We start from the raw sequence: 23,615 nt of genomic DNA on the forward strand, positions 1-23,615 counted from the left end.
TTTCGTTCAATTATTCAATTTCGAGAGAATCAAAAAAATGATCTCCCACCTCGATTTCTTTATCTGATATTGAATATACATGGATCAGTTCTATTATTTTACCATCATAAATATATATCCTGCTTCGGGCATGATTAGTGCGCTTCACTAACTGCCATTCCTGCTCCTCCATCAGATGACCATTATCAAAAAGTCTTTGCATATTGATCTGCTTCGCTTCACTCAGAAAACCAATTGTTGGACGATCTACTTTGCCCAGCAATTCATCTGCTGTCATATTTTCATATCGGCTTTTTTCATAATTTGCCAGGATAATAAAAAACTGCTGATTTGATTTAGGATCAATCACGGTCCATTGATCATACTCATCTTTATCTATAGATGAGTTGGTTGACATTGTGAAATGCCGGGGTTTTCCTGGAATCTGAATACTAAAACCCGCTTCAGTATTCTGAAATCCGTTCCATCTATGATATTTCCACATGGCGCAGCCAGTTAGCTGTGTGAGTAATAGGATCACTGATATTAACAGCAAAATATTAATTTCAACTTTTTTCAAACTCAAATCCCTCATCGATTATTTGCTGACATATTTCTACTATTTCAGGATGATAATGTTCTCCCTTGCGGTTAAATATCTCTTCCATGGCGATATCTATTCCAAGCGCTTTTCGATATGGTCTGGACAAGGTCATAGATTCTACAACATCTGCCACACCAAGTATTTGAGATTCCAGAAGTAATTCTGTGCTGTTCTTCCCTTCAGGATAACCTTCTCCATTATACCGTTCATGATGCTCCAGAACCACTCTCGCAAGTGGCCAGGGAAAATCTATTGATTTTAATACTTCATATCCTGTCATCGGATGACCGCGTAATATCTCCCAATCATCAATATCTAGTACACCTTCCTTTACCAGAAGCTCCATAGGTACTTTGATCTTACCGATATCATGCAGATATCCTGCAAGTTTCAGCATTTTACATGTCTCTGATGGCATACCCATTCTCTCTGCGATCAGCTTTGCCAGATCACCTACATTACGCGCATGACCTGCAGTATAAGCATCTCTTAACTCAATAGTTGAGCTTAAGCTGCTTACGGTTTGTTCAAAAACTCTGTCCAGTCTTTCATAAGATTTTTGTAATTTTACTTCCGCTCTTTTTCGTCTTTGATTTTCATATTCCAAACTACGTAAAGTACCGTATGAACGTAAACCGCCAATCAAACTGGTGATCATCTTCTGGGCGGTCAGCTCTGTTTTCAGCTTGTAATCATCTATTTCATAATCCATGATCACTTTGCTCTCAGGTGCTTCTCCAGGCTGTCCGGTACGCAAAATCAAACGGGTAGTCCGATTGCCAAGCTCATCTCTTAGATAGCGCACTACTTCCAGTCCAGCATGAGATGTTTCCATCACCACATCAAGAAAAACTAAAGCTATATCCTCTGACTCTGCCAGTATTTTACACGCCTCAGCTCCGCTATAGGCATCAATGATTTCTACAGGTTTGTCCTGATAACTCACATCTTCAAAAAGCATACTCGTGATCGTATGCACATCTTCTTCATCATCTACAACCAGTATCTTCCAAATGGTAAAATCTGCTGATAATTCGCGTTCTACCTGGTTATTACTTTTTTGCTTCTTACTCTCTTCTACCGGCTTTTCTTCTTCCTGCTCAGGTGCAAAAAGTAATTCATCAGATTGTTCGGAATCTTCAAATTTAAAGATCTCACCATTTTTCTCAAACATCTATTTAGTCCTCAAAGCCTTTTAAAGCATCTTCCAGGGTTGCGTACACCTTAGTGAATTTATCAAAGTGGGTAAGCTCAAATACTTTCTCAACTTTGCCATTGGGTGAACACACGGCCATTTCTCCACCTCGTTCTTCAAGAAGCTTCTGAAAACTTATTAATACTCCCAGACCTTTACTATCAACGTATTCTAATTCCTCACAGTCAATTATCACCCGATTAGTTTTAGTAGAAAATTCCAGAAGCTTGTATTCCATCTGCATTACCTGTTCGCTATATAATTCACCATAGATATTGATCACAAGTATATCACCGATAAATTTATGTCCTATTTCCATAAATCACCTCTTTGGTTGCTTATCACTGATTTTAATCTTCAACTCCTGAAATCCGGTATAATTTATACTCTTAAAGGATATATTTAAACTACTGGACTCCGTGACAGGAATTTTCTCCAGGTTTGACTTTAAAAGAGTTTCTGGTGCCTTTGGTGTCATGAACCACAACGTGATCTCTAAATTATTACCTTCCGCTTCACTTATCTCTGATAAATAGCGGATTTCTTTATCTGGAATATCCATCTCCAGATTGATCAAACTACAGAACCAGTCATTACCCAATGATTCTATCCCTTTCACAAATTCGGCAGAAAGCTTCTTATAATTCGCAAATTTCACAAGCTGCTCTTTGATCAAGCACAATTCCGTCTTGATATTTCCCGAAAAAAATGTTAAACCCTCAGGACTATCAGCATCATGTATTTTACTGAAAGCTACTAAAGTGAAATCATCAGTGCTGATATCATAATTATTTTCCACCAAAGTATTACGGATCATCAAAGGCAATACTACGGCAGGATATTTTCCTGCTTTCTTCTTTATAAACTTCTTTAATCCAGATATTCCTAATTCTTCTCCAGCATCATTTTCACATTCAAATAAACCGTCTGTGTATAAAAAAAGGATCTCATGGGTATTAAAATCCATCCGGTTCTCTTCGTCTGGAGTATATAAATAATTTGGCAGCCAGCCAACTGGGATAGAACCTTCAGTTTTATGAGTTTTAATAGATTTTGTGGCTCTATTATAGATCAATATTGGTGGATGACCGGCATTCAGAGAACGAATATAATGCTCCTCGCAATTTATATAGCATAAAAGAAGGGTCATATAATCCCCCCTGAAAAGCTCCCTTGTCAATATCACGCTCAAACGGTTTAATATCTGATAGGGTTCCCGAAGCTTTTCATCTTCTATCACCCGGTTGATAGTAGTCTTTACCGCTGTCATAAGTAGTGCTGCTTTCACGCCATGACCGGAAATATCCCCGATATAACATATATATTCTGAATCAGAGATCTTGATTATATCATAAAGATCTCCACCTATTCTGCTTGAAGGAACATAAGTAGAGGTAAAAAACAGATCCTGCTCTATGATCAGATAATCAGGTAATAAATATTCCTGCACACTGCCGGCTGTTTCCAGATCTTTTACCAGAGCAGTATATAATTCATTGATTTTGAGGGATTGCTCCTGTACTTTCTTATCCAGAATGATATTTGCTGCCAGATCCTCTACCAGTTTAAATAACTGCTTGATCTGAAATGGCTTTAATATATACCCATTTACTCCGATCTCGATTGCTTCCAAAAGCGAGCGTGTGTCACTATGAGCAGAAAGCATGATGATTTTAGTCGAACTCTTAAGCTTACGGATCTTATTTATCATCTCTAGACCATTCATCACCGGCATACGGATATCTGTAATCACCAGATCTGGTTCAATTTCCTTAAATACTTCATAACCCTCTTCACCGTTACTTGCAGTATAGATTCTGTTTACTCGTCTCCTAAGACTCTTAGCCATATTGTTGCGTATGTAATCTTCATCTTCTACATATAAAATTGAAATATCTAATTTATCCAAATCTACCTCCAGATTGCCGTGTTTACCTGCATCTCAGAATTTAATCCATAAATTCTACTTAATACCTATTCAATTATTTCATATTATTATGTAAAGCATTTTATTACCCGAATTAGTTCTCTCTTACCTCTTATATAAACTTCACTTCACATATTTCCCACCCATTTCCCGCATATTTACCGCTTGCACTCGAAACGACACCACATTTTTTTGTTGTGTCGTTTCGAGTGCGATTGGATGGGGATTTCTGTGATGCTGCTTTGTATTCACTTGCAGTATAACAAAGATGCCTGAAGGGACTGAGAAATAACTGTTATGATTATTTTGATTGACTTATAGATTTAACTGGATAGAAAGTAAACATTATAAATTCAGGAATAAAAGCGGGGAGTTAAAAATGAATGTGGCATTGATCATGGCGGGTGGCTCAGGCAGGCGCATGCAGAGTAATCTAAAAAAGCAGTATATTGAAATTCATGGAAAACCACTTCTGGCTTACACTCTGGCAAAATTTTGTGAACACTCTGAAATTGATAAAGTAATCGTTGTGTCTCCAGAAAATGATGTTAATGGCACTATAGCTATTTGTCAGGAATATTTTCCCCAGCAGGAAATTATGGTCATACCAGGTGGGGCAGAGAGACAGATTTCAGTAATTAATGGTTTGAAAGCATGTTCGCCAGATACATCTCTGGTGCTTATTCATGATGCGGTGCGACCTTTCGTTACCGCTGAGCTTATCTCGGAATTAATAGCTTTGGCAAAGATAAAAAAAGCTGTGATACCCTGCAGTCCAGTGAGATATACAATTAAAAGAATAGCAGATGGCAGGATTTTGGAAACCGTTCCAAGGAGTGATCTATTTAATGCCCATACCCCGCAGGTATTTGATTATGAGCTTATTTATGAGTATCATCAGAAGGCCTTGCAGGTGGAGTATAAATTTACTGATGACAGCTCCATTCTGGAATATTTCCAGATACCGGTTTACTATCTTCCTTGTGATGACAGCAATTTTAAGATCACTCAACCGCAGGATCTGCAGCAGGCTGAACTAATTTTGAAGTAAATATTTAAAGAATATTGAGGTAGGGATTGGATGAATTACATTATAATTGATTTGGAAGCTACCTGCTGGAAGAATGATATGGATTTTACTAAGATGGAGACTATTGAGATAGGGGCTGTGAAGTTAGCTGGTGACAATCTGGAAGTTCTAAGTGAATTCTCTCATTTTGTGCGTCCTGTAGAAATCCCTCAGCTTAGTGATTTCTGCACAGAACTCACTTCTATCACTCAGCAGGATGTTGATAAAGCTGAGCCTTTCAATATTGTTTTTCCTGAGCTGCTAAAGTGGATAGGTGAAGAAGATTACAAAATGGTCAGCTGGGGCAGTTATGATCTTACTCAATTTACGATAGACTGCCGGCGTCATGACATTAACCTGCCGGAAAGATTTGCAGAAGAGCATATTAATCTCAAGAAAGAATTTGCGAAGCTAAAGCAGCGTCGTCCCTGCGGCATGAAGCAGGCACTCAGGATCTTGAATATTCCCCTTGCAGGCACACATCACCGTGGCATAGATGATGCCCGTAATATTGCCAAAATTGCCCAACACGTTTTTAAGTAGAGTGAAAAAAATATCCTATTTTCCGTATTTAAGTCGGAATGTTCTGATTTCAAAGGGTTCAAAGAATAAACTTGTTTCACGGGCATCTTTGCAATGAAGATACTGGCTGTTTTCCAGGAGATCCGTTTCTATGAATTCCTTCCAGTTCCTGTCAGATTTCAATTTGATCTCAGTTTGAGTTCCATAATATTCATATAACCTAAGGATGATACCATCGCCATCTTCGGCTGGTTTCACGCTTTCTATTTTGACGTTTTTGCCACAGATAGAGAAATAAGCCTTTTCTAATTGTTCCGGCAATTCAGCTATTTTGTGCACGATCAGTTCGCTGTTGAATTCATGTGCTATGGGCAGTACTTGAGAATTGATCAGATTTCCTGAATGAGGCAGGAAACCATAACGGAAGGTATGCTCTCCGATATCAGCCGTATTATCTGGATATTGGGGACTTCGAAGCAGGGTGAGTTCCATAATATTATCTTTCACGTAATGACCATATTTGCAATCGTTGACAATTGCAAAACCACAATCAGACTGACTGAGGTCAGCATAGCGATGTCCGCAAACCTCAAATTTTGCCTGTTCCCAGGTAGTATTATTATGGGTTGCGCGCGTGATATTGCCATACTGGATCTCAAAATTTGCTTTATCTGTTTTAATATCGGGGACAACGCGCATTCTGAGCATTTTGTTCTTCTCCTGCCAGTTTATGGATGTCCAGCATTCCAGTAGTTTAGAGTTTGTTTTCAGGCTGATGATCTGGCTGATAGTAGAATTACCGATAGTGAACTCCATACTTATAGCAGCCCAAAGGTAGTCATGTTCTACGAAGCTGATATTTGAAAGTTTTGCCTGTTCGGGCTGGGTTTCACGATAAAAGTGATTGATATCCCAGGCTCCCCAGTCGTTTGGCTTATCTTCATAAAGCAGGATAATATTTGCTGCTTCACTGAGCATTTCACGATGCAGTTCTTTGTCAAAAATACTGGAAATCACGCCCTGTTCATCAAATTCTACCCGTAGCAGATTATTTTCCAGCAGGTTTTCATTTACCTTCATTTTACGAGTATTCCGGATGGTCATATCCACTTTCTGCAATTTGATCGTAGTATAACCCATCGGTGGCACTTCAATTTCTACCAGCATCAGGTTCTGCTTTAAATTTGCTGGTAATTGATTACCAAAAGCGTCAAGAGCAATCCAGTTTTCATTATCATCTGGCAATTCCAGATTGATCACATCTTTTCGTTTCCAGCTTAAAGTATTAAATATCTGGTAATGGAAATCTTTCTGCCCATCTTCAGCAGGCAGATTCAGTTCTGCCAGCAGAGAATTCTTCATTTCTCTTAAAGTACGCAGATTAGCTTCGCTTAGGGCATGGGCATCTTCATAAACCCATTTGATCGAAGAACCCGGTAATATATCATGGAACTGGTTAAGGAGTGTGTTTTTCCAGATACGGTCAATAACCTCTTTATTCATATTACCAGTTATTGCACCCAGGAATTCCACATCTCTCAGGTTAAGCTCCAGCTGACGATTATATTTTTTCATTAGTGCTTGAGTGGTATAAGTTCCGCGATGGAGTTCCAGATAAAGTTCACCTTTCCAGAGGGGTAATCTGGAGGCAGGTATCCTACCCATTCTTTTAAAGAAATCTTCTGCAGTAGAAAATATAAAATTCACTGCACCTTCGGTGTTTTGCTGACGCTTACCAAGCTCAATATGAATTCTGCCGGGTCCACCACCGCCATCTCCAATGCCATAAAGATTAAGGAATTCATCAGCCACATCACTTTGAGCAAAGCGTTCTTCGCTTTCCAGGAGCTGCTTAGGGAGATTTGAGCAGTTATAATCATTTGTGGGCAGGAAATGAGTGGCGATCTTTGTCCCGTCTATTCCTTCCCAATAGAAGGAGTGATGGGGAAAGATATTAGTTTCATTCCAGGATATCTTCTGGGTCATAAAGTAATCAACTCCGCATTTTTTGAGGATTTGCGGCAAGGCAGCAGAATATCCAAATACATCAGGCAGCCAGAGATTATTAACATCCTGGTCAAATTCTTCTTTCCAGAATTTCTTGCCATAAAGACACTGCCGCACCATGGCTTCTCCACCTATCAGGTTCATATCAGGTTCCACCCACATGGCACCCTGGCATTCCCACCTGCCTTCAGAAATTCTATTTTTTATTTCCTGATATAATTTGGGATAATCTTCTTTGACCCATTCATAAAGCTGGGGTTGTGAAGAGCCGAATACATATTCAGGATATTCTTCCATCATTCTCAGCGCTGTTGCAAAGGTGCGTCCTGCTTTACGTCTGGTTTCACGTACGGGCCAGAGCCAGCCGAGATCGAGATGTGAATGACCTACGCTGTAAACGTTAATCGCGCTTTTGTTTGCTGGTATTGCCAGCAATTTTCCTGTAAGCTTCAGGCTGTTTTTAATGCCTTTGCCATTCTCAAACAGATTAATGGCATCGTTCGAGATCCTGATCAGTTTCTGGCGTCTGGGAGAGCGTTGCGGCAGTTTTGATATCAGTGATGATATAACTTCCAGATCATAATATAACTGCCAGGCTTTGCTATCTATAAGGCATAATTCCGCCTGCTGCAATCTATAAAATTCCTGTCCGGCACCAAATAATCCATTTGCTCCACCTTCCACAAGAAGTTTAATATCTTCATTACCTTCTGCTTTTTGATTGATAATTATCAGGCGTTTGGCAGAGGTTACGTTCCAGTGGATCTTATTTGTGAGACCCTGGTGAGGGGTACCATCTTTGAATAGACAGCCTTCAGCTTCCAGATCAATCAGAGCACCCACTTCTTTACCTTTCCAACCAGCGGGAATTTTGCCAGTGAATTTAAACCAGCTGCTGCCCCAGGTTTTGCCCCATTCTTCTCCCTGCCTGATTGGCTGGAAATGATAATTTTTATTATCTGAGGTAGTAATATCTTTTCTGGAGAAATCTTCCAGGTTTTTATCGTAAGTGATAGGATACTCCTGATCATATATATATTCAGCCTTAAGTGAAATATTATCAGTAAATCTCAATTGAGCAATTTCATTTTTAAAGCGCTCGATACGAGTGATATAGATTTTCTCATTTTGCATAAAACCTCCAGAACTGGTAAATTATATATCCGATGATTTTTTCATCGCGTTGATCTGTTTCCATAAAAATAATATTGTGATGATTACGGAGAAGTAATCAGAAATTGGATGTGCCATCCAGGCACCATTAATGCCCATATACTTAGGTAATATCAGCAGCAGGGGGATGAGTATAAGCAATTGTCTGCTGACAGATAAAATGAAAGATGGCAGGGGCTTATTGATCGCCTGAAAGAAAGTAGCACCTACAACCTGAAATCCTATCACAAAAGTGCCTGCAAACATTATGCGGATACCATGAGCTGCCATCTCTATCAATTCAGCATCAGTGGTAAAAATGCTTATAATAAGCCGAGGAAAAAGCATCACAATGGCAAAGGCAGTTAATGAAATGAAGGACGCTCTAATGGAAGATAATTTCCAGGCTTCAATTACTTTCTCAGTTCGTTTTGCGCCAAAATTGAAGCCTACTATCGGCTGCATACCCTGGGCAATTCCCACTACCGGCATAAAAGTAAAATGCAGAAAACGGAACATCACTCCGGCTGATGCCAGAGCCAGTGCACCTCCATAGAACCTGAGAACATTATTGAAAATGATCATCATCAAAGAACCAGCAGTATTCCTCAGGAATGATGCTACCCCAATTTTAACGATATTTTTTACGATAGAAAAATTGAATTCCCGAAACCCGAATTTATAAAGTAGAGCACTCCTGGGACTCTTAAAATAGATATATTGATACACAGTTTGAAAAATCTGGGCAGTTACAGTAGCAATTGCTACTCCCTTCACGCCCATTTTGAATACCAGAATAAAAACAGCATCGAGAATAATATTGAGACCTGCCCCAGAGACCATGGAGATCATGGCGATCTTTGCCTGTCCTTCAGAGCGGATGATATTATTACCGGTCATGGCTGCAATTTGAAAAGTGGCACCCAGCATAATGATCCGCAGATATTGGCGTGAAAGAGGTAGAACTTCCGGACTGGCTCCAAACAAGATTATCACTTTGTCGAGGAATATTTGCAGGATGATAGTAAAAAATAAACCCAAAAAGAGAGCTATGAGCAGGGAATTATGGAAGATTCGGTTTGCTTTTTCCGGATTTTTCTCGCCCAGACTGATTGAGATCAAGGCTGCTGAGCCTATCCCGTTCATGATCCCAAATCCCATCACGATCATTTGCATGGGAAAGGCTACAGTAAGGGCGGCAATGGCATTTGTACCTACGAACCGACCCACAAAGATCGTATCCACCAGGTTATACATCGCCATCACGAACATGCCCACCATTGCCGGGATTGCCAGCTTCCAGTGCAGTCTACCGATATTTTCATCAGCTAATATATGTTTTCTTTCAATTTCTTCCATTAGAAACCATCCCTGTTGATGCCCCAGCTTTGTCAATTAAATCATCGTGTAATTGGAGTAGAAATATTCAGTTTTTCATAGTAAATTATTTATTATTAAATAGAGTAAAAAAAATGCCCGGCAGAGAAATGCCGGGCATTATGAAATAGATTTTTCTACTAAAACGAAGTAGTATCTACGAAATTAAAATCTTTAACCAGGAAGGTTGGTACTTTGCACCAGGTTTCAATAAGTTCGCTGGGTCCAGAGGCTATAATGCGCCTGGTGACATCATGAAGTATCTCATTCCAGCGGAAATTATTAACTGAACTCACTATTTTGCCATCCTCAAAATAAAGTACTCCATCACGGGTAAGTCCAGTTTGAGTACCTTCTTTGCGGTCTATATTGCGGATATACCATAAATTATTAAGGATTACACCACGAGGTACCATTTTCATCATTTCTGCTTCAGTTGCATTTCCACCCTCTATCAATATGTTGTAAGGGCTATTAGGCTTGGAATTGGTCTTTTGTGCATACCAGCGGGAAGTGAACATATTCTCTATCACACCATTCTTTATCCAGTCAATATTTTCTGTAGCCAGTCCTTCACCAGTAAATGGAGGAGCTGAAAGTCCGGGTACATCAAGAACAGATTTCAATGTAAAATCATCACCAAAGAACTTTTTGCCTAATTGTCCTGAATATGGTGAAACACCTTCATCAGCACTACGTCTATCCAGCATCCAGAATAAGTATACAAACCAGTCAGCAACAGCCTGGGGACGCAAAATAACTGAAATCTTTCCAGGCTCAATGGGTTTGGGATCTGTCAGGCTGTCAAACTGAGTATTTAATTGAGCTATTATCTTATCTACATCAAAATCTTTATAATCCAGCATGGAGCGATTGATCTTAGTTTCCACACCACCTTTTTTCATGGTCATGGAATGAGAAAAACTGGTAGATCTATGGAATCCTTCAAAACCATTTTTGGTATATAAACTGTAAGAAGCTGCATCCTTTTCCGTCATACCAGATACTTTAGCATCTTTACTCACGGCATTTTTGACGCATTTTTCTACTACATCAACTAGATCTGCGGAACTGAGATTTTCGGTAGCTTCAGAAAAATTATCCGTTACAGGTAATTCTTTTGCTGCTTCGGAAGTTACATATTCCGGGTCAGGCTGATTGCGTTTGGCAATAGTTTCTGCGGTTTCTATCAAATAGGCAAGTCCCTGCTCTGAAGTATCATTTACCGAAGCTGAGCCGGTTTGGGCATCAAAGGCTACTGAAAGAGAAATCCCATCTGAATCACCGGAAATATGCTGGGTGATCCCGTTCTGGGCAAACCTTGTGCGGGTATGATTAGCGCTGCGGATGGAAAATGACCAGTCATGTGCCTGACAGTTTTTTCTAATATAATCAGCAGCTTTCTGCATTGTTTTATAGTCTATCATTTTGAACCTCCCACTGTGATATTGCGGAATCTGGTGAGACTGGCACCATGGGTCATTCTACCACGCTGTCCCGGTTGTCCCTTGCCACAATTATTAACTCCGAAACTGCGGAAGAACCTCTCATCACAAATGGCATCTACGCTATTCCAGAATTCTGGATTATTACTGCGATAAATAACTTTCTTAAGCATTTTATGTTTTTTGCCGTTCTTGATCTCCCAGAATAGATCACCACCAAACTGGAAATTTACCCGATGCTGATCAATGGAAAAGGAGCCTTGACCTTCTATGTAGATAGCATTTTCTGTGTCAGATATCAGTTCCTGCGGAGTAAGTGGTTTTTTCCCTGGTTCAAGATACAGATTTGGTATCCGGTTGATCGGGAAATCATAGTAGTTAGTTGCCCGGTTGCAACCTCGTGACATATCAAGTCCGATAATTGGTGCAGTTGCTCGGGTTGTGCCATATTCATTTAAAATACCGTCTTTGACAATATACCACTTTTGATTAGGAACTCCATCATCATCATAACCGGCAGTAGCTAATCCGCCCTCTAAGGTATTATCACCCAGGAAGTTAACAATTGATGAGCCATACTGATAAGTTTTAAGTTTTTCTGGTGTGGCAAATGAAATCCCGGCAAAATCAGCTTCCCAGCCCAGCACGCGGTCAAGCTCAGTGGGATGACCTACTGATTCGTGCATGGTGAGTCCCAGATGAATGGGATCCAAAAGCAGGTCGCGTTTTTTTTCTTCTGTGAGAACTTCTGCTTCCAGTTTCATAATTGCTTCTTCAGCTACACGCGGAGCCTCATTAAGGAGATTTAAACCAAGTACATATTCCCAGCCACCTGCATAACCACCAAGATTAAAACTCCTGGACTGAGAATCATTATTTCCCACGGCATTTGCAGTAAAGGTGGGATATACAAAAGTAGTAGAAATATCGAGATTAGTACCGAGAGTGGAGGCAAAGAGCTTTTCATCCTTTTGGGCTTCAAACATAAATGTTGCCACCTTGACCTTGTCAAAATTCAATAAAGTCTTATTAACTTCCAGCATCAGATCAATTTTGTCATTAAGATCAACACAAAATGGATCAATTGTAAGCGGAGTACGGTAGGTATCGATATATGCCCGTTCGGTAGCAAGCTTCAATCCCTTGCCATAAGGCACACGAACGCTTTGCTGCGCTATCTCAAAAGCTTTGCGCACAGTAGATTTCACTGCATCTGCAGTAAATACATTGGAGTGGGCAAATCCCCAGGCTCCGTTTTTGAACACTCTGATACCATAACCATGAGTCAAGCTGTTTGAAGTGTTTTTTAAACTTAAATTGCGCAGGTAAATGAATTCCCGCCTGGTTTTCTGAACACGAATATCAGCATAGTCTGCACCCAGACTTACTGCCGCATTCATTGCTACATCAAGTAAATGTCTCACATTACCTCCTGATCTATTTATTAAAAATCTATCTCATTATATTCTTCATTTATGAATTACTCTTTTTCAAAAACAAAATTTGTCAACCCCTGAAAATAAATCAACCTAAAATTGCAATTACCTGAATTACACCCTTGGTATAATATAATATTGCCGGGACGATGGGTAAGAAGTAATTATTGGAAGAAAAAGCACTTTCCAATTGCAAACAAGTGTAATAATAATGGTCTGCAAGTCACAAATCACATAAATCAAGCCACAGGGAACCCACTGTAGAGGTACTGAGAGATACCAGATGGTGAATTATAGATCGTAAAATATTGATATTAAGTAATTAATGAAGATAATGCGGAGAAAATCTGCATTTTTTTGCATAAATGCAGTTATGAAGATCAAAAAGTTTGATTTCAAAACAAACAGAGGAAATAATAATAACTATGAATTATTCTGGTTTGCAGTTGTTCGCCTATGTGTTTGTCCTGATTCTCTGGAGGTTGTCCTGCCTGATGTTTAATAAAGAAGAGGAAGAAGCGGAGGTACTGAATGGGAGATAACGGTCGTTATTTGCGCCTTACCTGGGAATACCCGGCGGTGCACATGCACTTAGCAGTATGAATTTATTTATTCCGGGGGGATGCGTGATAAATTTAAAAACTTGACTGGAAATTGGTGCCCGGAAAGAAGTAATCTTTTGAAAAAGTTGTTAAGAGGTATCAATGAATTTCCAGGATATAATATTAACTTTACAGCAGTTCTGGGCTGAAAAGGGTTGTAATATTATTCAACCTTATGATGAGAATGTGGGAGCGGGTACATTTCATCCCGAGACATTTTTTGGGGCATTGGGCAGCAAACCCGCATCCATTGCCTATGTTCAGCCGTGCCGTCGTCCCAAAGACGGGCGTTATGGTGAAAACCCTAACAGGTTACAGCATTATTATCAGTTTCAAGTAATAATAAAACCATCACCAGATGATATCCAGACACTATACCTGGAAAGTTTGGAGGCAATCGGCATCGATACAGCACATCATGATATCCGGTTTGTGGAAGATGACTGGGAATCACCTACACTGGGAGCCTGGGGGCTGGGCTGGGAAGTGTGGCTGGATGGTATGGAAATCAGTCAGTTTACCTATTTTCAGCAGGTAGGCGGATTGGAGTGTTTTCCGATCAGTGTAGAACTTACTTATGGTCTGGAAAGACTGGCAATCTATATTCAGGATGTAAATGATTTCAAAGAGCTTAAATATAATGATACAACGAGTTATGGAGAGTTATTTTTTCATCGTGAAGTGGAATTCAGCGAATATAATTTTAAGGCAGCCAATGTAGATATCCTGTTTAAGCATTTTGATGACCATGAGCAGATAGCAGGTGAATTATTAACCAGAAAGCTTGTATTTCCCGCTTATGATCATTTGCTAAAGTGTTCACATACCTTTAATCTGCTGGATGCACGGGGTGTGATCAGTGTTACTGAACGCGCAGCCTATATCGGCAGGATCAGAACCATGGCAAAAAGCTGTGCAACTTTATATGTGGCAAAATACTGTCAGTCAGACAAACTGGAAAAATAAATAATCCTTTAATATGAAGATATTCTGGCGCGTATTTCCCATTCTCAAGAAGAATGCCCTGCCAATTCTGCTGGGATTATTTCTTTTGATGGTGGTGGATATAGTTCAACTTTACATACCCAAGGTATTGCAGATAGCCATTGATAAATTATCTGACCCGGGTTTTGTACGCGCAAATCTGGTTAAATATGCCTTGATCATTGCCGGATTATCATTTTTGATGGCATTATTGCGTCGGTTGTGGCGCTTGGCTTTGATAGGTTCATCATTGCGATTGAGCCGTGATCTGCGTCAGATGTATTATGATCATCTACTGAAATTATCTCAGAATTTTTATAACCGGTCTCATACCGGAGATTTAATGGCTTATGCCATAAATGACCTGAATGCGGTGCGAATGCTGTTTGGTTTTGGATTTGTGATCCTTGTAGAGATATGTTTCTTTTCGGTGGTGACCTTTATCTTTATGACTGATATCAATCTAAAATTGACTCTTTTAGCTGTGACTCCGCTACCCATTCTTACATTGGTGATCACAATCTTTGGTCAGAAAATACATCATCGTTTCCGGCATGTGCAGCGGATATTTGCCAATATGAGCGGCAGGGTGCAGGAGAGTATTTCCGGGATACGTGTAATCAAAGCATTTGTGCAGGAAGAAGCGGAGCGTGACAAGATATCGGAAGTATCTTATGATTATGTAAAAAATAATATAGCACTGGTAAAATTATCAGCGATATTCCATCCATCCTTTGGATTCATAATTGGGATTTCAATGGGGATCGTAATAATATTTGGTGGGATAAACGTGATCCAGGGTGAGATCACGATTGGTGAATTTGTAGCATTTTCCACTTATCTGGGTATGTTTGCCTGGCCAGTAATGGCAATTGGCATGGCAATCAATCTATATCAGCGTGGCAAGGCTTCCATGTTGAGGCTAAATTCCATTTTTGATATTCAGCCTGCAATAATCGATGATGAAAGAACAGATAGCAGCTTGAAGGGAGTAGAAGGTAGTTTGAAACTCAGTAATCTGAAATTCAAATATTCTGAAGAGTCACCTGAAATTTTTGATGATGTTAATCTGGAATTGAACCAGGGAGAAACACTGGCGATTGTAGGCAGAACCGGTTGCGGGAAAACCACCTTAATAGATTTGATAACGAGAGTTTATAATCCTCAGGAAAATTCTGTGTTCATAGGTGGGCATGAGATTTATAAAATACCTTTGGATCTATTGCGTAAAACGATCATAACTGTTCCCCAGGATATATTTTTGTTTTCGGATACAGTAGCAAATAACATCCGCTTAGGGAAACTGGATGCAGATGATATTGAGGTGGAAAGAGTAGCGAAACTTGCCCAGGTGCATGAAGAGATTTTAGGTTTTGAAAAAGGTTATGAAACCGAAGTGGGTGAGAGAGGCGTAACGCTTTCCGGAGGTCAAAAGCAGCGGATAGCTATTGCCCGGGCAATCTTATCTGATGCTGAAATACTGGTTTTTGATGACTCACTTTCGGCAGTGGATACTCAGACAGAGAAGCAGCTTCTGGAAAACCTGATCAAAGTAAGAAAAGGGAAAACTACCATAATAATCGCTCATCGAATCTCTTCTTTACAGCATGCAGATAAGATCATCGTGCTGGATGAAGGAAAAATCGTGGAAAGCGGGAAACATAGCGAATTGCTGCAGGAAGGTAAATTGTATTACAATTTGTGGGAAAAGCAGCAATTACAAGAAAAACTGGAGTCCAGGGACTAATGCCACGCCATAATTTTGATGTTAATGCCGATGATCTGCAGGGAAAGATCTATGATAGGGACCTTTTCAAGCGATTAGTAAGATATCTGAAACCGTATATGAAATATGTGGTTATCTCATTTATCTTATTGGTCATTTTGGCATCCTGCACCTGGATAATTCCTGTGATCACCAAAACTATTGTGGATCGATATATAGTAAGTGACCGTAATTTGATAGAGTGCACCTCCAGCCAGCAGGCAGATGAGATCATCAAAGATAATCCAAGAGTGAAATTTGAGCAATATGACCAGTATTTGATCTATCAGGGTAATAAAGAGAAGTTTTTTACCAAAGATCAGATAGATAAATTTAAGCAGAGTACAAACTGGTGGAAAGACGTAGTTCTAGTCAATAATAGCGCTTTAGGAGTTCTACCAGACAGTGTGAAAACTATTAAAGTCAGTATTGATAAATCTGCCATATTCAGAAGTTCATTTACCAAGCTTCAGCATAACTCTGACATTACAAATGAAAACCTTTCACTGTTACGTGAAGATGATATCAAAAATATCAAACATTTTGGGATCATATATCTGATTGTGATCACCGTGCAGCTGTTTGCTTCCTTCTTTCAGGTATTTTTTATCAATATCGCTGCCCAGCACGCTATGTTTGATCTGCGGATCGATCTCTTTGGTCATCTGGAAAAAATGCCAACTTCCTTTTTTGATAAAAATCCTGTGGGTAGGCTGGTAACTCGCGTGACCAATGACGTACGGACACTGGATGAGATGCTGGCTAATGGCTTGATCCAGATAATTCAGGATTTTGTGGTTGTGATCGGGATCACTGTAACCATGTTCATCCTTTCCTGGCAATTGACTTTGGTCTGCATGATCATTGTGCCTATTGTGATATTTCTGCTGAAAATATTCCGTGATAAAGTTCGAGTGGTTTATCGGGAAGTTCGCAAACGTACAGCTATCATCAATGCTACACTCTCAGAGGATATTTCGGGTATGAAGATCATAAAACTCTTTAATCTGCAATTACGCAAGCAAACCCAGTTCAAAGATAAAAATGATAAATTTCTGGATGCTTCTTTAAATGAGCTGAATCTTTATGCTGCTTTTAGACCTTTGATCTGGTCATTCAGCAGATTATCGGTGGCTATCATCCTTTGGTATGGTGGTGGACTGATACTCAAGGGTATCATTACTTTGGGAATATTTATGGCATTTCTAAGATATATGGAAAGATTTTTTAATCCGATAAACAGTATTGCTGAGCGTTTTAATATATTACAGGCGGCAATGAGCGGAGCTGAGAGGATCTTTGACCTGATGGATCAGCCTTTGGAAGAGGAAGATATTGAATTTTCTAACGAAAAGCCTGATCTGGAAGGTAAGATAGATTTCCAGAACGTCTGGATGGCATATAATGATGAGGACTGGATACTTAAAGACGTCTCTTTTTCGATCAAACCAGGAGAAAAAATTGCTTTAGTGGGGCATACCGGTTCTGGCAAGACCACTATTGTGAGTTTGCTTTCAAGACTATATCCCATTCAAAAGGGTGAGATTCTGATAGATGATAAACCCATCACCAGTCTCGCTATGCCGGATATCCGTTCCCAGATAGGAATAGTGCAGCAGGATGTATTTCTTTTTTCAGGTACAATCAGAGATAATATCAGTTTGAATAATAAGGATATATCCGATGATCGTTTACAGCAGGTAGCTCAGATGGTCAATGTGGATAGATTCATCGAGGGATTACCCCAGAAATATGATGAACCTGTGATGGAAAGAGGAGCTACTTTTTCTGTGGGACAAAGACAATTGCTGGCTTTTGCAAGAGTTCTAGCTTATGATCCGGCAATTTTCATTCTGGATGAAGCTACTTCAAATATCGATACTGAAACTGAAATATTGATCCAGGATGCTCTTGGCAAAGTTATGGCTAATCGAACCTCGCTGATCATTGCTCACAGGCTTTCTACTATCAAGCATGTTGACAGGATCATCGTGCTGCATAAGGGTAAAATTGTAGAGATTGGCAGTCATGATGAACTTATATCTAATAAAGGTTTTTATTATGATCTATATCGGCTGCAATATGAACGCTGATAAACCGTAGGCGCAACTATCTTATTATAATTATTTATATTAGCCGGAATCGGTCATAATTTTGCCTGAAAATGGTCATCAGCAAATTTTTCTTGAAACCTGACAAAAAAAATCAAGGGCTAAAAAGAGATTTATTCTAAGATTATTAAAAAATCATTGACAGATAACTATATATTTTATAGATAATTAATGTGATTTATCAGAAAGGTGCAATTATGTTAATCAAAAAAGAAATAATTTGGTATATTTATTGCTTTATATATTATTGAATTATATTGTAAAATAAGTGAATTTATAATAATGCAATAGGAGGAATAATGAAATTTTCATTAATATTTATAATGATTTCCCTGCTGCTGATGGCAGGATGTTCATTTAGTGATGACGAGGAGAATGTTGAGACCATTACAGATCTGGAAATACCTGATGGTTTTGAATTTTCACTGGAAAATGATGTGCGAGTGGATATAACTCTCCAATCAAACCTGGGCGAACCCGTACCGGGGATAGTTTATGGATTATCTTATGTAGATAACAATGGCACTTATCAGTTCATCAGATCAAATATGACCAATACTGCTGGAGTGATAAACTCTATTCTTGACCTGCCATCTTATGTGAGGAAAGTGTTTATTTCAGGTTTTATGAACAGCATTGAACTGGACATAATCAATAATGAAGTAGAGTATTCCTTTGTTCCGGGAGGACGAGAAATATTAGGTGATTTCACAGTTCCAGCTCCTTCCCGCAATTTCACATTTTTGGATGGTATCACATACAATAGTCAAGGGGTTCCCAATCCTTATGATATGTTTCCTGTAACTGCTGAGATGCTTACGAGAGTAGATACTTCTTTGCCTGAGGGCGTTAGTTTACCAAATTCTCATCCCCAGTATCTGGAAGATGGGATCACCACAAATTTTATAATCTCAGACAGCTCTGATGTGTGGGTGACCTTTATCACAGAGGGTGCGGGTTACAAAAATTCTTTAGGCTTTTATACCTATGATCAGGAAGCAGGAGCGCCGGATGATGCGAGCTCACTAGAGCATATCCTGCTATTTCCCAATACTTCTCTTGCGGGTAGTGGTGGAGGATTAGCTTCCGGGATGCAGCTTTATATAGGCAGATTTGGGGCTGGCACAATAATGGGCTGGTTCCTGGTACAGGACGGCTGGGATTATGGTACTAATGTAGATGAAACTGCTCTACGATTCTATAGTGACAGACAATATAATCCCGAAGAAGACGAAGAATACAACCAGCACCAGGTGCTGCTATTTGATGCAGAAACAGAATTATTTCTACTGGGATTTGATGATCAGGTGAGACCTGGTGGTGATAATGATTTCAATGATGCAGTATTTTTTGTAACTGCTAACCCTATAGAGAATATAGATACTTCTGGAATTCCGCCAATAGATATACCTGTAGATTCTGATGATGATGGCGTAAATGACCCATTTGATGATTACCCTGATGATCCCGAACGGGCATTTGATGTATATTATCCATCTTCCACTCAAACAGCAACGCTGGTTTATGAAGATATGTGGCCCCTTTATGGTGATTATGACATGAATGATATGGTGCTGGATTACCGTTATGTGATGGTAACCAATGCAGATGATGAAGTGAAGGATCTTAATCTGGAATTCAGCTTAAGAGCTGCCGGCGCTTTTTATAATAACGGATTTAGTGTTCTGCTGCCATTTGAATATGCTAATCTTACTTTAACTGAAAGCAGCGATAATATCTTCCCGGCATTAGTACAGGATGGAGAATACACTATTTTTGATCTGTTCCAGTCAACTTCAATGATCACTGGTCTGCCGGCAGGTACCATATTTAATACTGAAACTGATGCTGTATATTATGATCCAGTTGACTTCAACGCAAAGGTGACGCTAACTGATCCGATAGATATAGAAAGCCTGGATTTCTCCTTCCCCTTTAATCCATTTATCACAAGACAGGGAGCACAAAGCCATGAAATCCATTTGATGAATTATGCACCTACAGGCAGACATGATTTTAATCTGTTCATGACAGATGATGATAATAGTAATCCTGATACGGGCTCCTATTACGTGTCACCCCTTAACCTGCCCTGGGGTTTGAATCTTCCCGAAAGCTGGAAGTATCCCATAGAAAGAAACACTATCACAGAGGCATATTTTAATTTTGCTGCCTGGGCAGAAAGCGGAGGAGAATCCTTCCAAGACTGGTTCCTCTATTTAGAAGATAGAGTTGACCCTGAAAAAATATATCAAACCCCATAAAATGGAGAATAGAATGAAGAGATTAATTTACTTGCTCCTTATCACTATGCTGGTGCTGGTTTCCTGCACCTCAAATGATAATGACATTAACAAGGCACCAAATGGTATGCAGGAATTAGAAATTCCGGATGGATTTGATTTTTCCTCAGAACAAAATGTAGACCTGTATATCAATATCCAGAATTATAATACTGCCCCGGTTGCAGGTATCGTTTTTGACATCGCCTATGTGAATAGTGATAACGAAAATATGCATATTATGCAGGCAGTAACAAATGAAACTGGAATTATCGAAAGACAGCTTATTGTGCCTTCCTATGTTAATAAGCTATTTGTAAGTGGTCTTATGAGCAGTCAGGAACTGGAAATCATCAATGGAGAAGCAAGATATGAAATGGGTCCCGGTCAGGGATTCAGAAGTGATGCAAATTATGAACCTCCTGCTGCAACCAGATCATTTTCTTATCTTCCTGGTGTTACCTATAATAGCCAGGGGGTACCCTCTCCCATAGATTTAATTGCTATTGAACCGGAGGTTATAGCCCGTATTTCCACTTCCCTGCCTGAACATGAAGATGTGGGTACTACTCATCCTGAATATATAGCTGACGGAGTAGAATCAAACTTTGTTATTATTGAAGATGCGGATGTCTGGATAACGTTTGTAGCTGAAGGTGCCAGTTATCGAAATGCCTTTGGTTTTTATACATATCCTGTAGGGAATCCTCCTGCTGATCCTGCTTCTTTAGATCATACTATATTATTCCCCAATTGTTCATATCCCGGCTATGGTGGAGCTCTGGAATCGGGTTCCAAGATATATCTGGGAACATTTACGGCAGGGACAGTAATAGGCTGGTTCCTGGTCCAAAATGGCTGGGAAGGATCGGCAAACGTCTCTGAAACTGCCCAGCGCTTTTATAGTGACAAGCAGTATAATCCCGAAGGTGCTCCTGATGATGAGCATACTGTTTTATTGTATGATGCCGAACATGAGCTTTTTGTGCTTGGCTTTGAAGATGTAAATCGCCAGGAAAGTTTTTGTGATCATGATTTCAATGATGCCGTTTTTATAGCTAATGCTAATCCCTTAAGTGGTATAGATAACACAAATATTCCCCCTATCGACGTTCCTCCAGATACTGATGGTGATGGAGTAAGTGATCCTATTGATGAATTTCCAAATGATCCTGATCGTGCCTTTACTCAATATTATCCATCCACAGAATATGCCACGGTAGTTTTTGAAGACCTATGGCCCCATTATGGTGATTATGATCTTAATGATTTGGTTATTGACTTCCGTTATCAAATAGTAACAAATGCCGCTGGTTTGATGAAGGATATTGATGTTTTAGGACGACTCAGAGCAGTAGGTGCCAGCAATAATAATGGTCTTTCTATTGAATTTCCTTTTACTTATAGTGATGTAACGATCACGGGATATAGTGATAATCTCACACCAGCACTGGTTGAAGATAACTATACGATACTTGATCTATTCAGCAACACCACATCATTGACAGGTCAGCCGGTGCCGGCGGCATATAACACAAATATGGACCTGCCAACTCATGCTCCGATAGAATTCTACTGTAATATGACCTTAGCCAGTCATCTGGATTTATCAGCATTGGATTTCCTGCTGCCATTTAATATTTTTATGATCCAGCAGGGCGATGTATCTCATGAAATCCATCTCATCAATCATAGTCCCACTGGAAGAGCCGATCTTAACTTATTTGGAACTCATGATGACGCTTCAGTTCCTTCTCTGGATAGTTATTATCTCTCTATCACAAATCTACCCTGGGCATTGAATATGCCGGAAAGCTGGCATTACCCCGCAGAGCAAAACAGCATAATTGAAGTATATGATCAGTTTGCCGGCTGGGCAGAAAGCGGTGGCATTTCTAACCAGGAATGGTATTTATTCCAGAGCGATCGTGTGGATATGGATAAGGTGTATATAGATCATTAATGAAATGATATTTTAAATCATGTGATAAAAAATACAGGCAGCAGGATAAAGAAATTTATTATGCTGCCTTTTCTTTTAATAGTGGGGAATGATCATGGAAAATAAAATTAAAGAAGCTCTTAATGATCCCGAAGCCCTGGAACAACTTTACCGGCAGGACAAGCATGGATTTAAATCAGCCTTTCAAAAAGTAACTTCAGAAGTTTTGCCTTCTGACCTGATCCACTTCTGGCAAGTCAGACTACAGGACACAATTGAACAGAAAGTTAATTTCACTCCTCTCATCATATCACTTATTGCAGTTATTTTTCTGGCTCGAATTCCCCAGATATTTGGCTTTTCTGATTCGATGAAAGAATTATTTGAAATAAAAAATCTTTTATTGATAGCCTTTGCTGGTATCACTTTTTATGAACTGCTCCGCAAAGAAAACAGTAAACTGTTCTTCTGGCTGGGATTTCTGTTTTTTTACAGTTTGATGACATTGCATCTGAACAGTCTCAGCGGATACCCTGAAGGGCAGACATTTATCCTGGCATTATTACATGCCCCCATACTCTTCTGGTTTATGTTCGGTTTAGCATTTAATATCGGTAAATCAAATGATTCCAGAGCCTGGACAGGATTCCTGCGCTATAATGGTGACCTGCTGCTCTTTACGGGACTGGTAATGATCTGCTGGACTATTCTGCTGGGGATTACTATCAGTCTGTTTGAATCGATGGATATCAAATTCAGTGATATGATGGTTCTGGATCTGTATATTAACGCAGCAATTATATCACCTCTGATTGCCAGCTTTGCCATTGAACGCATACCAACTCTCACTAATAAAATAGTTCCCCTCATCGCCAGAATATTCAATCCTGTGCTCCTGATCGTTCTGATCATCTATCTGATCACCATTGCCCAGGCAGGAAAAAACATCTATGCTGAACGCGAATTCCTGATCGTTTTCAATATTATACTATTCACTGTGCTGTCAGTTACAATATTTTCGCTTAGTAATATTACTGGGACAAAAAAGGATAAATTCCAATTTATTGTCCTTTATTTTCTCACTCTATTTGCCTGCGTCTTGAATTTGATCGCGCTTTCGGCTATACTCTACCGCCTTTTCACTTATGGCATCACACCCAATAAACTGGCAGTAACCGGAATGAATCTGATAATATTCGCCAACCTGATCACGATC

Annotated in this window: 17 protein-coding genes; 9 read left to right on the forward strand and 8 right to left on the reverse strand. The window is 39.6% G+C overall.

Annotation, left to right across the window (positions count from 1 at the left end):
- Positions 1-10: 10 nt before the first annotated feature.
- From RAO94_12020 to RAO94_12035, 4 genes are read right to left on the reverse strand one after another with little or no spacing between them, the layout of a single operon-like run.
- A complete protein-coding gene (locus RAO94_12020; GenBank protein ID MDP8323069.1) occupies positions 11-559 on the reverse strand; it encodes a hypothetical protein in 549 nt (182 codons plus the stop codon).
- A complete protein-coding gene (locus RAO94_12025; GenBank protein ID MDP8323070.1) occupies positions 546-1,757 on the reverse strand; it encodes an HD domain-containing protein in 1,212 nt (403 codons plus the stop codon). The genes RAO94_12020 and RAO94_12025 overlap by 14 nt, the downstream gene beginning before the upstream one ends.
- Before the next feature lie 4 nt (positions 1,758-1,761).
- On the reverse strand, positions 1,762-2,097 hold the full coding sequence (locus RAO94_12030; GenBank protein ID MDP8323071.1) for an STAS domain-containing protein: 336 nt from the start codon (positions 2,095-2,097) through the stop codon (positions 1,762-1,764).
- Between the two features lie 3 nt (positions 2,098-2,100).
- Positions 2,101-3,687: a SpoIIE family protein phosphatase gene (locus RAO94_12035; GenBank protein MDP8323072.1), complete on the reverse strand. Its 1,587-nt coding sequence runs from the start codon at positions 3,685-3,687 to the stop codon at positions 2,101-2,103.
- A gap of 328 nt (positions 3,688-4,015) precedes the next feature.
- On the opposite strand from RAO94_12035, the gene ispD reads away from it, so the two are divergent.
- On the forward strand, positions 4,016-4,756 hold the full coding sequence (ispD, locus tag RAO94_12040; protein ID MDP8323073.1) for a 2-C-methyl-D-erythritol 4-phosphate cytidylyltransferase: 741 nt from the start codon (positions 4,016-4,018) through the stop codon (positions 4,754-4,756).
- Positions 4,757-4,786: 30 nt separating this feature from the next.
- Positions 4,787-5,317 (forward strand): 3'-5' exonuclease, encoded by a 531-nt coding sequence (locus tag RAO94_12045; GenBank protein MDP8323074.1) that lies wholly within the window; start codon positions 4,787-4,789, stop codon positions 5,315-5,317.
- 15 nt (positions 5,318-5,332) lie between these two features.
- On the opposite strand, the gene RAO94_12050 is transcribed toward RAO94_12045, so the two are convergent.
- The 4 genes from RAO94_12050 to RAO94_12065 all read right to left on the reverse strand — a co-directional run bounded on the left by RAO94_12050 (position 5,333) and on the right by RAO94_12065 (position 12,701).
- Complete coding sequence (locus tag RAO94_12050; GenBank protein MDP8323075.1) at positions 5,333-8,437, reverse strand: glycoside hydrolase family 38 C-terminal domain-containing protein; 3,105 nt, start codon at positions 8,435-8,437, stop codon at positions 5,333-5,335.
- Positions 8,438-8,458: 21 nt separating this feature from the next.
- On the reverse strand, positions 8,459-9,814 hold the full coding sequence (locus tag RAO94_12055) for an MATE family efflux transporter (protein MDP8323076.1): 1,356 nt from the start codon (positions 9,812-9,814) through the stop codon (positions 8,459-8,461).
- Positions 9,815-9,972: 158 nt separating this feature from the next.
- Complete coding sequence (locus RAO94_12060) at positions 9,973-11,259, reverse strand: metallopeptidase TldD-related protein (GenBank protein ID MDP8323077.1); 1,287 nt, start codon at positions 11,257-11,259, stop codon at positions 9,973-9,975.
- On the reverse strand, positions 11,256-12,701 hold the full coding sequence (locus RAO94_12065; protein MDP8323078.1) for a TldD/PmbA family protein: 1,446 nt from the start codon (positions 12,699-12,701) through the stop codon (positions 11,256-11,258). Before RAO94_12065 ends, RAO94_12060 begins: the two co-directional genes overlap by 4 nt.
- Before the next feature lie 385 nt (positions 12,702-13,086).
- Here RAO94_12065 and RAO94_12070 point away from each other — a divergent pair, with 385 nt between their 5' ends.
- The 7 genes from RAO94_12070 to RAO94_12100 form a co-directional block, all read left to right on the forward strand.
- Positions 13,087-13,215 carry a hypothetical protein gene (locus RAO94_12070; GenBank protein ID MDP8323079.1) on the forward strand — a complete coding sequence of 43 codons (129 nt, stop codon included), beginning with the start codon at positions 13,087-13,089 and terminating at the stop codon, positions 13,213-13,215.
- A 202-nt stretch (positions 13,216-13,417) separates the two neighbouring features.
- Complete coding sequence (locus RAO94_12075; GenBank protein ID MDP8323080.1) at positions 13,418-14,281, forward strand: glycine--tRNA ligase subunit alpha; 864 nt, start codon at positions 13,418-13,420, stop codon at positions 14,279-14,281.
- 13 nt (positions 14,282-14,294) lie between these two features.
- Positions 14,295-16,046, forward strand: coding sequence for an ABC transporter ATP-binding protein (locus tag RAO94_12080; GenBank protein ID MDP8323081.1), 1,752 nt, complete (start codon positions 14,295-14,297; stop codon positions 16,044-16,046).
- Positions 16,001-18,157, forward strand: a complete 2,157-nt coding sequence (locus tag RAO94_12085) for an ABC transporter ATP-binding protein (GenBank protein ID MDP8323082.1) — start codon at positions 16,001-16,003, stop codon at positions 18,155-18,157. The genes RAO94_12080 and RAO94_12085 overlap by 46 nt, the downstream gene beginning before the upstream one ends.
- A 317-nt stretch (positions 18,158-18,474) precedes the next feature.
- Positions 18,475-20,439, forward strand: coding sequence for an LruC domain-containing protein (locus RAO94_12090; protein MDP8323083.1), 1,965 nt, complete (start codon positions 18,475-18,477; stop codon positions 20,437-20,439).
- Positions 20,440-20,452: 13 nt separating this feature from the next.
- Positions 20,453-22,420 (forward strand): LruC domain-containing protein, encoded by a 1,968-nt coding sequence (locus RAO94_12095; protein MDP8323084.1) that lies wholly within the window; start codon positions 20,453-20,455, stop codon positions 22,418-22,420.
- 94 nt (positions 22,421-22,514) lie between these two features.
- A partial coding sequence (locus RAO94_12100) for a hypothetical protein (protein MDP8323085.1) occupies positions 22,515-23,615 on the forward strand: 1,101 nt, incomplete at its 3' end.

It is taken from the genome of Candidatus Stygibacter australis (assembly GCA_030765845.1).
GTDB classification, from domain to species: Bacteria; Cloacimonadota; Cloacimonadia; order Cloacimonadales; family TCS61; genus Stygibacter; species Stygibacter australis.